8 protein-coding genes are annotated in these 13,299 nt (G+C 49.3%); 3 read left to right on the forward strand and 5 right to left on the reverse strand.

The annotated features are described in order from the left end of the window. Positions 1–27 precede the first annotated feature (27 nt). Both GE107_RS08910 and GE107_RS08915 read right to left on the reverse strand, forming a co-directional pair. Positions 28–381, reverse strand: coding sequence for a VOC family protein (locus GE107_RS08910; RefSeq protein ID WP_219639326.1), 354 nt, complete (start codon positions 379–381; stop codon positions 28–30). A 61-nt stretch (positions 382–442) separates the two neighbouring features. Continuing rightward, positions 443–1,321 carry a choline/ethanolamine kinase family protein gene (locus tag GE107_RS08915; RefSeq protein ID WP_255570351.1) on the reverse strand — a complete coding sequence of 293 codons (879 nt, stop codon included), beginning with the start codon at positions 1,319–1,321 and terminating at the stop codon, positions 443–445. Between the two features lie 240 nt (positions 1,322–1,561). On the opposite strand from GE107_RS08915, the gene GE107_RS08920 reads away from it, so the two are divergent. Together GE107_RS08920 and GE107_RS08925 are read left to right on the forward strand one after the other, a co-directional pair. After that, positions 1,562–2,725, forward strand: coding sequence for a methyl-accepting chemotaxis protein (locus GE107_RS08920; protein ID WP_219639328.1), 1,164 nt, complete (start codon positions 1,562–1,564; stop codon positions 2,723–2,725). Positions 2,726–2,749: 24 nt separating this feature from the next. After that, positions 2,750–3,592, forward strand: coding sequence for a methyl-accepting chemotaxis protein (locus GE107_RS08925; protein WP_219639329.1), 843 nt, complete (start codon positions 2,750–2,752; stop codon positions 3,590–3,592). A gap of 415 nt (positions 3,593–4,007) precedes the next feature. On the opposite strand, the gene GE107_RS08930 is transcribed toward GE107_RS08925, so the two are convergent. The 3 genes from GE107_RS08930 to GE107_RS08940 all read right to left on the reverse strand — a co-directional run bounded on the left by GE107_RS08930 (position 4,008) and on the right by GE107_RS08940 (position 12,153). Next, the gene (locus tag GE107_RS08930) at positions 4,008–8,207 is read right to left on the reverse strand and encodes a fibronectin type III domain-containing protein (RefSeq protein WP_255570327.1); all 4,200 of its coding nucleotides are present in this window, start codon (positions 8,205–8,207) and stop codon (positions 4,008–4,010) included. Positions 8,208–9,009: 802 nt separating this feature from the next. Continuing rightward, positions 9,010–9,894: a glycoside hydrolase family 43 protein gene (locus GE107_RS08935; protein WP_219639330.1), complete on the reverse strand. Its 885-nt coding sequence runs from the start codon at positions 9,892–9,894 to the stop codon at positions 9,010–9,012. Positions 9,895–9,903: 9 nt separating this feature from the next. Continuing rightward, a complete protein-coding gene (locus tag GE107_RS08940) occupies positions 9,904–12,153 on the reverse strand; it encodes an AraC family transcriptional regulator (RefSeq protein WP_219639331.1) in 2,250 nt (749 codons plus the stop codon). A gap of 95 nt (positions 12,154–12,248) precedes the next feature. Between GE107_RS08940 and GE107_RS08945 the strand changes: the two genes are divergently transcribed. Further along, a complete protein-coding gene (locus tag GE107_RS08945; RefSeq protein ID WP_219639332.1) occupies positions 12,249–13,292 on the forward strand; it encodes an ABC transporter permease in 1,044 nt (347 codons plus the stop codon). Positions 13,293–13,299: the final 7 nt, after the last annotated feature.

Consider the following 13,299-nt stretch of genomic DNA (forward strand, 5'->3'; position numbering starts at 1 on the left):
CTTCAATTTTGTATCTTATGGCTTGAATCATTCGGTAATGTGCCAAAGCACACCTGCGGGGTCTATAAGGTGGACCGCACGCTTACCATAGGGTTGAATTTCAGGCGGTTTAGCTTTGACGTTATACTTCGCAACAACCCCGCTGCGTTGAATGCGCTCCCACCATGCATCCAGGTCCTGAACACACAATTCCAACATGTAGTTATTTTGCATTTCAAGGTTGTGATAATTTTGTAGATGAAATTCCAATTCGTCAATTCTAAAAATCGTGAGTCCATGATCTGAAAAGATGATTTCAAATCCTAGATCTACATAGAATTGAACAGCAAGCGGGTAATCTAAACCTGACGGAACAAAGGGACGTAATTTATTGGCTCTCATATTATTCCGAACCCTCCTCGAAAATCTTAGCTTGGATCCCGAACCATGGTTCGCCTTGCCATTACAATTGATAAATCCCTTGTTCAATTCGCTGAATGCAATATTCGGCATGCTTGTAGTAATCGAAGTCATGGTGATTCTCACCCTTCGTAAGTCCGCTGTAAAATAGACCCCACGCGGCCTCTCGAACCATCGACACGAGTTTCATGTCCTGCAGGATGCGGAATGCTTCCTCCTCGAAATATCCGAAGTATAGCTTCAACCATTCACGCTCATCTGCTTCACTGAACTGGTTCGTAAACGGGATGAGAGCCAACTCGAAAAACACATCTCCGACTCCCGACAACTCCCAATCAATGATTTGCAGCTGTTGGCCTGTATAGATCATATTGCATAAAAAGGTATCGTTGTGGCAGAATTTATGGTTATATTCTTTGTCGCTACTCCGCCCATGCATGATTTCCTCTACTCGGTTCAACAATCGGTTTAATCCATCAGGTTGCTTGACTTTAAACTGATCTGCGCCCTTCAAATATCCATGAATTAAATCGTATGGAGTACATGTTCTGCCGTGGCCTTCCATACTATGTATCCGTTTGAAGCGATCCATAATCATTCCTTTGATATGATCGTCTTTCAGATCGTCTTTCTCGAGCATTCGACCTTTAACAAATTCCGTGACTACAAATTGTTCCGGAAAATCGCTGGAAATGACACGAGGAGCAAATCCCTCACGGCTTGCCTTCTTCATGATTTCGACTTCGGAGCGCCGTGTCAGGTTCAAATACTCATTTTGCCTGCTATTGATGCGCAGAACGTATGCATGCTCTCTCGTTTGTACCTTATAGGTATGATTGCTCAGCCCTCCGCTAAGACTTTCAATACTTACGAATTCATGGTTTAGCTCGGGTACTTCTCGAATTATATCTTCAACTTTCATGTTCAACACGATCCCCTCCCATTATCAATTGTCTTGGATGGTTTCGAACATCATATTCCCGCAGCTGATGGTTGTCAATAAGAAGCGCCCAGTTCTGGAAGACGTTTCTCGTAAAGATGCCCGCTAAAGAGATTTCAAATTAGCAGTTATAAAGTAGGATAATGGCGCATGATGTCGAATGACTATGTATTAATTTCAAACTACAGAAATGATTAAGCAGCGTAAAAGGGGAGTCACTTAATGCCAGTCGGCCGCAATACCTTAATTAAAAGTGTGACTTTTAAGTTTTTATCAATGATCTTTCTGGTTTTTCTTGCCGTTTTTTCCACACTGTTCTTTTTCTCGGGAAAAGATATAGAAAGAAATGATAAAAACAATTTTATCGAAAAAGGCCGGGCGGCGGCGCAATCCTTGGCCCTATCCTTATCGCGCACGGCAGAATTGGATATTAAGAACGGCATCTTCATTGACGGGAAGCTGTATAGAGGCGATCAGCTGGAGAAGCTGATATTTGATGACAATTTAGCCGTAATTAAAGAAAGCGAGCAAGTGGCCGAAAAACGAAAGCAGGATCCAAAATATGCGGAACAAAAAGTAACCTTGCATGACGGTAAAGAAATACCCTTATGGCAATACGAATTAAAATATATAAGCAATAGCGACAAATATACAGATTTGCGGTGGCAATCCATCATCGATAGTTACATGGGCGATCGAAACATCGTGTTCGCTTTGCCGACCAAGTATTCCAAAGATCCCGACAAATCGGGATATATCGGAACACACAACTCCGTATACAGTCCGGTTGGGGAGAAGTCGAAGGATGCTTGGGGGGATGAAGGGCTGTTAAGCCAAAAATACAGAGCGAATCGCATATTTAACGACAGCACAGGGTTTAACGCGGCTAAATACACATTGGAAGAAGTAAACGCAAGCAAAAATGAACAGGAAAACAATAACGGAGCGCTGGTACAGCAATATCCGCGCGTTATCGAAAACACAATCGTGAATATGTGGGATGTTTCCTATCCGATTACGATAAACGGCAAACACTGGGGCAGCGTCAGAGTATCCATGTCGCAGGAAAAAGCCGAAATGTTGATTGCTAAAGAAAAACAAGCGCTTATTATAAAATTCGCCATAATTGGATTTATCGTATTGATTTTCTTGTATATCTTGACCTACTTTGTAGTAGGAAAAAGGATTACAACGCTGTATAAATCGACAGAAGCGATTTTTTCAAATGGCAGGATTCGTTTGTCTTCGAATTTGAATGTCGGCGGACATGATGAAATCGGGCAGTTGAATAATCAAATTAATCATTTTCTAAGAAGCTTGCAAGAAACCGTTGTATCGATACAAGAAGTATCCTCGCAAATAGAAGGCTCCTCGAACGATTTGTAGGCAACATCAGACGTTGCGAAAGAATTGACGGAACAAGTCGTTGTTGAGATGCAGAATATGACAAGAGGCGCGGAAGCGCAAGCCGGAAGTGTTTCTCAAGGCGTCCTTGCAGTCGAGGAAATTACAGAAGGAATCTCCAAAGTGAGTGAGTCTTCTGCCGCAGTCATGGAATCGTCAAGCGTAATGGTCAGGCATTCGGAACAGGGCCATGAATCCGTACAAATTGCAATGAGACAATTTGAAGCGCTAGGCGAGGCATCGGGTAAAGTGAGCAATAAAATAGAAAACCTGGATCGGATTTCGCAAGAAATTGGAACCATCGCTACAACAATCACCAAAATTTCCGCGCAGACCAACATTCTCGCTCTGAACGCAGGGATCGAAGCGGCGCGGTCCGGGGAGCACGGTAAGGGTTTTGTGGTTGTGGCAAATGAGGTGAAGAAACTGGCGGATCAATCAAAACGATCTGCAGACCAAATTAAGGAATTAATTGAACGCATACAAGGAGCCGCGACTGAAGCGGTAGAAGTGGTGCAAGCAGGGGAAGCGGAAGTAAAGAAAAGTAAAGACCTCATGCAGCAGGTTGGGGAATCTTTGGCCGAAATCTTGCAATCCGCCCATCAGGTTGATACTGAAATTCAAGGAATTACAGTCACAACGCAGGAAATATCGGCCGGAGCGCAGGAGGCTCGGGCATCGATTGAGGAAATTGCAGCGATTGCAAATAATTTCACGCACAATATGAAGAGCGTAGCAGCAGCTGCGGAAGGGCAAAAGGATTATATGAACAGCGTCGCCAAATCGGCGAAGATGCTGCGTGACATGTTCGAGCAACTGCAATCTACTATGCGCAAATTTGAAGTGTGAATGAACCCGTCTGACGGAGGAGCCCCTGCTTCTTCCACCGGACGTTAAGAATCCGGAATGGGAAGCCGGATTTATCAGTTACATAGCCTTAAACGGAAGAAGGGCCCGAATTAGCCGTATTTCAAGCTAATCGGGCCTCATCTGCTCCATCCCCAAACCTGACCCCAAAAACCGTCCGACGTTGAAGGTTCCGTCGAGCCGGTTCTTTTCGCACACTGCGTCTTCTTAAGCTTTAAACCGCAGAAAGGAAAGGAGATTCCAGCCCTTCGGGTCAAGAATGTCTTCCTTGCTGAACTTCGCTGCATCGGCCTTGTCCACCATATCCTCCTGCTATGTACAGAATAAATCAATTGTAAGGTGCCCTTGTCTCAGTAACGCGTATTACGCGCGTCGATACACTGCCGTTCTTGGCAAATTATTTCGTGGAAATGACGTGCGTGAACAAGACGGTACCGTCATCAAGCGTAACGGTGACCAGATAACGGGTCTTCGATTTCAAGCCCTTTGTATCCAAGGTATAGGTATATACCCCGAACGAATCGATATTGAACAGGTCGCCGGTGTTGGCGTTCCCTTTCGAAGCGACATCGACCTTAACTCCGTCAAGAGTAAGAGAGAGGTGTGCTCCGGTGATAACGGGTGAACCGTTGGCATCCTTCAAGCTGAACGTCACAGGTACGGCCGAATTCACCTGAATGTTATCCGATTTACGCGTAGTGTCTGCGAATACATACTCTTCCGGAACGATCACTTCGATGGGCACCGTATCCGCCGTCGTCATATCCGAGATTCGCGTCACGCGAAGCACGAGATGGACCGTCGTCTCTGACGGCGGCGGGGTGACGGACCCATCGGTGCCGATCGTTGCGCTGTCCGAGGAGACGATCTCGATCCGGAAGCCGTTCGGTACGGCAGGCAGCGTCAAAGTTCTCGCGTTCCGGTTGGGAGCTTGAACGGACGTAATGCCGGCCGCAATCTCTTCGGCCGTTCTCGAGATCGTGACGCTCTGCTTATCAGACAAGGCCGATTCCGTTCCCGTGGCGCCGATTGCCGCGACTTTGTAATAATAAGTGTGCTCCGACGGCAAGCCGGAGTCGATGAAGGCGGCATCGGTCATCGGGGCGCTGTACACCTTCGTATACGTGCCGTCCGCGCTGTCCGAACGGTACAGGTTATATCCGACGGCGCCGATCGTTTTGTTCCAGGCGAGCTTAACGCTAGTTGCGGAAGCTGCCGTGGCGGTAAGCCCCATTGTCGTGTCCGCGGCAGGCGCCAGGTCCGGTTTGACGATCAGAATCCAGCTGATCAGCGGGTCCTGAGCGGCGGTATTGCGGATCGTAACGTTTAGCGAGCCGTTCGCGACGTTCACGCCGGTATACGCCATCGTGTTGCTCGGGATATACGTAACGGGGCCTTTCACATCGCCGTTCAGGAGCAGGTTCGCTTTTCTCGTCGTATTCGACCACGGATCGTTGAAGCCAAGGTATACATCGTACGCGCCGTTTTCCAACGTGAATTGATAGGAGAGATCCGTGCCCTTCGGCGAGTTGGTGATGTTGCCGCCGTTCAAGTAACGAACCGTGGAGAAAATATCTCCGGCGTTCGAGCCCGAAGGAAGAGAATCCGTCCCCAAGTAGCCCCACGGCGTGTCATCAGCCGCGTTATACGCTTGTTCGATGACGTTTTTGTTCGCGAGCGTGTTTTGCATGTAAGAGGCCATCAGCTTGTAATCGGCCGTCGCGTATCCGCCTGCGTTGACGAAGTACAGCGTTTTGCCCGGAATGACGTACAGCTTGATGCTCTGCACTTTATTGTGGAAATTCGGCAGCGTCATCTGGACGGTAATCGGCCCCGGCTTCGAGAAGTCTGCGGCGGTCGGCTCGCGGGAATTCACGGTCCACGTCACCGGAGTCGAGACGGTTCCGTCTTCAACAAGAACGTCGACCGTCTCCGGCAGGTTCGGCACCGCTCCAAGGGCTGCTGTCTCGGGGAACGGGGTCGTGACGTTCACTTGACCCATGGCGTCGAGCAAGTCCGGCGTCCAGGAGGCATACCACTTGATCGCGATGTCCGTCCCCATGCCGAACTCGATCGGCAGGAACGCGTACTTCGCGCCGTCGTTGGCGAAGTTGCCCCCGTTCCAAATGTCGCCGACGTAGATGAATTTGCCGCGCTTCGGATCGACCGGAATGACGTATGTTGCTTGCGTATTGAACGCCTTGGTCGGATCGGGATCGGTGGACAGCGTCTTGACGAACGGGTCCGTCATCGCCGACCAAGAGCCGAAGATGTTGTCCGCCACCGTATATTTGTTCTGGTTCGCCGACCACCCCGTCGCGCCCGAGGTGATCAAGTAATACTTCCCCTTATACTTGAACATCGCCGGGGCTTCGCGTTGGGCGCCAGGGAATACGCGAACATAGTCGACGCCGTAGACGGCTTTGTACGACGTATCGCGGACCGGGTTGCCCTGCGCGTCGGTATTGCCATCCTTATGCCAGCCCGCCACGTCCAAATAATCCGGCGTCAGCTTCGAGATATAGATCGTTAAGTTCTCTTCGCTGGAGTAGATGAGGTAGGCCGTGCCATCGTCGTCTTTGAACAGGTTCATGTCTCGAGCCATACCCTTGTCGCTCGGATGATAATCCGTTTGTCCCTCCGGCGTCATGTCCATCCGGTAGCTTCGCTGGTAGACGAACGGTCCGGTCGGCGTGTCGCTGATCGCGACGCCGGCTTGGGCTTTGCCATAGTTTTGGGCGTCGTTGTTCGGGTCCTTGTCGCCGTCGATATGGGCCCACATGACATATTTGTGCGTGCTTTCGTTATAGACGACCTTCGGACGTTCTACGATTCTGCCCTTGCGGATGTCGGCCCAAATGTTGTCGGTGTCCGTTCTTCCGGCGTAGAGCCGGGAGATCAGCGGATCATTCGCGAAGTCGTCCTTCGATTGGATGAGCGTGAGCGCCATGCCTTCGTCCGTCCAGTTCAGCAGGTCGGTGGAGGAGTATACGCGTACGCCGGAGGATGGCCATCCGCCCTTATGATACTCCCCGTACCAGTAATACTTTTGCGTCTTCTCGTCGTACATGAAGCCCGCGCCGTGCGCGTCGATCGCATTGCCCGTCGTGTCCGTCCATAGGGCGCCGGGATTAAACGCCGTACGCGTCGCGCTAATGCCGAGCGGCGCAGATTCCGGAGAAGGGATGCCGTCCGCGATGGCGCTCAGCTTATAGAAATAACCGGCTCCCTGCGTAAGTCCCGTATCGGTGTACGTCGTGCTCGGACCGCTATAAATCTGGGTGTACGAACCCGTTGCGATGGTCGCTCGCTTCAGCGTATACGTGACGTTCGCACCTTCAAGCGCGTCCCAATTCAAGACGACCGTCGAATCAGTGGCCGAAGCCTTGAAGCCCGCAGGCGCGTCGAAGAGGTACGTCGTCGCTTGGGCGGAAGCCGCAGTCGATTCGCCAAAGGCATTGTAGGCGGTAACCCGATAGCGGTATTCCGTATTGGGCGTAAGGCCCGTATCCTGGAAGATCAGCTGCTGCCCGTCGTAGATTTGAGCAAAGGTAGCGCCGCCATCGGAGGATCGGTACACTTTGTAGCCTGTGGCTTTGGCGGCTGCCGTCCAGTTCAGGTTAATCGTATGCGAGTCCGCAGCGGTCGCCGTCTGCCCGGAGGGCGCCAGCGGAGGAACGCCTACCGTCCGTACGCTCAGCTCGGATGACCATTGGGATTCCGTGAGCCCGCCGTACAAGTAAGCGACTTTATAATAATACGCCGTGTCGGAGCTTAACCCGGTATCCACGTAGTTCGCGCTCGCACTATTCCCCAGGTAGGCGTACCCGCTGCCCGACGTCGTGGAGCGGTACACATTGTAGCTGATTGCTCCATCGACTGGTTCCCAGCTCAAAGAAACGGACGAGCTTGTTTTCGCCGACTCGTCGGATTGGATCGTCGACGAATTCGCCGCAGGCACATCGGTTACCCGGACATCGTCCGCTAGAACGGACTGCCACTTGTTCCGGATCCCGATTTTGCCGCTGGAGAACGTCGTATCCACCACGTCGAACACGAGCTTATCAACGCCGTTTTCCACGATATAGCCCCGAATGGAGCTTCCGATCATCACCAGCTTCAGCGTGTACCATTTATTTTTGCTTAAAGCGTAAGACACGGTTTTGATCGTCGTATCCTTCCCGCTTATTCGCTTGGAGAAGACGAGACTGGCTTGCGCTTGCATCTGGAAGTAGTAAAAGTTTCTATAGTCCTGGACGCGTGCGAGAATGCCCGGATAGGCACCGCCGCCACCCGTGTAGAACCGCATCGTCACCGTTGAATCCGTCCAATTATCGCCGGCTGTAATGATGCCCTCGCCCGCATCGGATTGTTTCAGCACCTGGTTGCTCGAATCGGAGGGGTCCGTCGCCACGCCCCAAGTGCCGGACGCGACCGTCCACACGGGAACGCCGTCGACCGTTTTCCATTCGGTGAAATCATCCTGGAAGTCGATGGCTTCGGCCGCCGAAGCTCTCGGCACCGAAGGAAGATTGAAGAAAGAGATGCAGAAGGACAGGATCAGAAGCCAGACTGCCGGTTTTGTCTGCACTGTCATATTCGCTCCTTTGATTATTATGTAGAATAGCGATCAATCGGGTTTATTCCTTTCGAAAAGGAAGCCGTCTCACCCCGCTTTCAGTAACCGGTTTCATGAAACCGGTTACACTTTTGGGTGCAGAAAAGCTTACATGACCTGCCACCCTCTACGATTTGAAGGTTTTGAAAGCGCTTTATTGTAAGGATATTGTACACCTGAACCGCTCTAACGGCATCAGACTATTTTCTTATAATCGATCGCCTGGGAAGACGGGTTTTGTTGAAAGATGGAGTTGCTGCCGGGGGGCTTGTGGTGGCGTGTGTTCCAGTTGAAATGATGCGATTGGTAGAAATCAGAGAAGAGCCCTTTGTGGCGGGCTCTTCTCTGATTTGGCGTAAAATTTGCGTTATTTGTGATAGGGTTCTCCGCGCCGAACAAGAAAGACCGCTTGCGCGGTTCTGCTTCCTCAATTATACCTACAGCTCACCTAAGGATTTCGCAAAAATAACGTCTCCGGAAGTCACTACAGCACTCGTAGTCGGGTATTTCGCAGAAATAACGTCTCCGGAAGTCACTACAGCGTTTGTTCTTTGTTGCGGAGGGTTTCGCAGCAAGACGAGCAGAACAAGAACGGGAGCGCCAATACCGAATGCGGCTCCCCTCTCGCTTCTGTTTTTGTTTTGTTATTCGTAGTCGGCCAGTCCGAGGTAGTGAAGCGAGAAGAGGATTTCGAAGCTGTTCTCGGAATACATGCCTTCAAATCCGAATAAGAACCGCGGGGTATTCTTGTTGGCCGCGCATAGATCTTAATATTGTTGCCTCAATCCCTCTTCTCAATGGTAAGACGGCCGCCATCCTCCACCGCCAGAAACAGCACGGGACGCTCGTTCGGCACGTCGTTGGGTGCATGGATGGTCAACATGGATTGACCGGAGAATGTCCGGAAGATCATCCCATGTCCCCCATCCTTCGTGAACAACGGCATAGGATCATGCGTCCAAGGACCCGTGATTTGCCCAGATAGGGAACGTGCGATTCCCAGCGCATAACCTTGAGCGCCATGCGAGGACCAAAGCATGAGCAATTCGCCGCTCGAAAGTCTATGCAAGAAGGGTCCATCCGTCACATAATTTTTCCCTGAATCTCCAAATCCCTTGGTCCATGGAGCTTCCGACGCCCGAAAGAGCAAGACCGGTTCGCCAACCGTACCTGTGAAGTCTTCCAGCAGCCGAATCGCATACATTTCACCGTCTTCCACCTGCAGCCACTCACGGCAAAAAACCATCCATGGAGCACCGGTTTCATCCACGAACAGAGTACCGTCCAGGCACTCCCAATCGTGAGGCGTCAAAGGCAATCCCATGGAATGAAAAGGGCCTTCCGGCGATTCTGCCGTCAAAATACCAGTCCCCCGGCAGCGCCCCTCCGCTTTAAAGCTTGCAAACATGTAGTAGCGCCCGCCCCAATGGTATACCTCCGGCGCCCAAAAGTGACGGTCCGCCCAAAAGTCGGGTTCGGGACGAAAGGCCGGAATCGGGCCTGCCCATTCCTGCAAATCGCTGCTCACATATACATCGAACCCGATCGCCGGGCCCTCCCATACATTCTCGCCAAGAGTTCCATATAAATAGTACTTGTTCTCGTTCTTGTCTGTAAGCACAAACGGGTCCCGCAGATGAATATCCGATAATCGCTTAGTCTTCATCCTATTCCTCTATCCTTTCGTCTGCAATCTGGACTGGCTCCTATATTGATTAGGGGATACGCCGTACGACTTTTTGAAAAGCGTGAAAAAGTGACTGCGGGTGGTAAAGCCGGACTTTTCCATGATCGCCGTAATCGTTTCGTCCGTTGTAAGGATCATATTGCTCGCACACTGAAGGCGAACGTCGTTAATATAATCGTTCATGGAAATAAGATGGTGATTTTTGAACAACTTCGCCAGATAGCTGGGTGACAAATTCACCTTCTGGGCGATGGTGTCCAAAGTTAAGGACGGATTGGCGAATTCCGTGCGGATGATTTGCATCACGTTGTCGAACAGGTCGGAGTACTTGTTTTCCTTCTTGGACTCCAGTTGAAGTGCCAGATCGTCAAACAACTGGTAAAAGTCGGCGAGGATCTTCTCCAGCGTCTCGATCTTGCTCAGCTTCGAAAGATAAATGTTGATATTGAAACGCACGGCAATCGCATGATTCGCTTCCAGCAATTCGACGGCGCCGCGAATGGACAGCAGCAGTCGGATCAGGACGGAATTCAGAGTGGTCAAGCTATATTGCGAAGCCTTTCGAATGATATCCGACAAGGCTTCTTTTGCCTCGTCGATACGTCCCCGGATAAGGGCCTCCGTCAGCTCCTTGTCCTGGTATTTGAATTCGTCCGTCCGCGCCTGCAGGCTATTTCCGAAAATCAGGGACCGATGACCAAGAATTAACCGGTAATAAGACAAGTCGAGCGTGTTCAGATAATAGGACTGCAAGTCGCCCCAAGTCTCGAACGTATCGCTGAATGTCGCCGTCAGGGAGATTTTCAGGAACTCATTTGTTTTTTCCTGAACCTCCTTGACGAGAGCGATCAGTTGCCCGTCTTGCGCGGGGGCTTCGGCAGCGTCGTAGTTCAGCAGCACCAGAATCTGGTCCTCATTGATGTCAATGCATTCATACTTGTAAGCATGATCTAACAATTCGGAGATGATGTTTTCGATGCCGTATTTCAAGAGGCTGCGATCGACAGGATTGAATTTGGTGCAGAAGTCGGAAAATTGGTCGATTCTGAATAAAACCAATAACGACAACGCCGCAGGGTCCAACGCGATGTTGAATTTTCGAAACGATGCCTGCACCGCTTCAGCGGGAAGAAGATCGCCCGATTGAACCATTTTCCGTAAAAAGTCTTGTTTTCGAAAGTAAAAATCGTTCCTCTTCTCGGACTCCAGGACCTTATAATTCTGAATGACCATTTTGATCGGGATATACAACCTGCGCGAGAAATAGAAGGTCAATAACACACTTGCAACAATGAAGAAAAATACCAGAAGGTAGGTTGTGTATTTCATTTTCGTAATATTTTCGACAATGTTCTGATAAGGCGTAACGCTGATTAATTTCCAACCGAATGCACCCGTATCTGCATAGGTGACGAATGAATCTGTTCCGTTGATATCGACACGGAAACTTCCGGTGGGTTCCTTCGATGCGTCAATTCGCTTTACATAGTCATTATCTTTTAAATCGGCAAGCAATGGGTGTGCGCCGTCGCCGGACAGCAGCTTGCCGTCATGATCGACGATAAAGACTCGGCTCTTGTTCTGCCCGACGGGAGAGCCGATCGCTTGCTTCACCCATTCTTCCGAAATATTAAGAATGATAGCCTCATTAACCTTCCCGCTTTGCATCTGCGAATCGAAAAATAAATAACTGTATACATTGACATATTTATTGGCACCAGATGTGATGCCTGCAAGAACATTAGGGATTTTACGAAGCACAATACTGTGCGAGTGATAGTGTTCCATGTCATCCAGTATGGCAAATATCCCTTTATCCGCAAACGAGGACCGGTTGTAGACGAAATTTAAGCTGGGCGAAGCATAAACGGAATGGCCATTATAAATATAAATGGACTGCAGAAACGGATAAATGTTTTTGTAGGATTGCAATTTCGTCAAATACATCGAGTAATCTTCCGGCTTCACATCGGTATACAAGAGATCCGATATGGTTTTATCGAAGAAGGCCGTAACGGAGAGGGACTTTGCTGTTTGCTCCATTGCGGTAATATTGCGGCTTGTATTCAATAAATTAGTTTTCTGTTCCTGATACACCCTGTCAAGCGCATACGTTTCAAAGTTTCGGTATAGAAAGGAGGATTGCACGAAAAGAATCGATAGCGTGCTTAATAAGAAAGGGAGGAGGATCGTAAGGAACAGTTGAAACGGATTTTTGAGAACGAAATTTTTTAACATGGATGCTACACCCCTTATAAAAAGAATAGCAACTGAGACGTATCCATTCAATTTGAAAAAACGACCAAACACTGAAATCGCCGGAAATAGAACAAATGGCCGGATTCAGGACTTCGGCTTTTCCCCAAAAAAGAACGGATCTCCCGGATGAGAAATTGTCGGTTGCCGTACGGGGCGGTAAAGTTAAGCCAGTGATAGGGAGCCTGAGACGCAATGTGCGAATCTTAATACCGAAAGGAGTACGAGGTGCATTGAAACACTTGCAGTTAAGTATTTTGGCTTTGCCGGCATTTCTACTGATCTTCATCTTTTCCTATATTCCGATGAGCGGGATATTCATAGCTTTTAAAAACATTAATTTTGTGGATGGCATCTTTCACAGTCCATGGGCCGGGTTCGACAATTTCAAATTTTTCTTCACTTCCGACGATGCTTGGCTCGTCGTAAGGAATACGCTTCTTTATAATGTCGTTTTCATTGTCGTCGGGACGATCATTGCTGTCTTGTTTGCTGTCTTGCTGAATGAAGTTTTAAGTGTAAGGTTGTTAAAGTTTTATCAGACTGTTTTTTTCTTTCCCTACTTTTTCTCTTGGGTTATTGTCGCCTTTATGGCGTATTCGTTTATCGGGCCGTATGGCATCGTGACCACTTTTTTGGAAAAACAAATCCACACCAGCTTCGATTTTTATACAACGACATGGGTTTGGCCGATCCTTCTGACGCTTATCAATATTTGGAAAGGCGTTGGTTACGTTAGCATCATCTTTTATGCGGGCATTATGGGGATTTCACAGGAATATTTCGAGGCGGCGGCGATTGACGGAGCTACCAAATTTCAAATGATTCGCAAGATTACGATCCCGCTCTTGATGCCGCTTATTTCGATCATGACGCTATTGTCAGTGGGGAAAATTTTTTATTCGGACTTTGGCTTATTCTACTTCGTTCCGAGAGAAGTCGGCCAGTTATATCCGGTCACGCAGGTGATCGATACGTATGTTTACCGAGCGCTGAAGGTTTCCGGCGATATCGGCATGTCCGCGGCAGTCGGGCTGTTTCAATCCGTCATGGGCTTCATCGTCGTTCTGGCAAGCAACTATATTGCAGGAAAAGTGGATGAAGAGAACAAAATTTTTTGAGGAAACG

The sequence above is a fragment of the Cohnella sp. CFH 77786 genome (assembly GCF_019400745.1).
Lineage (GTDB): Bacteria > Bacillota > Bacilli > Paenibacillales > Paenibacillaceae > Cohnella.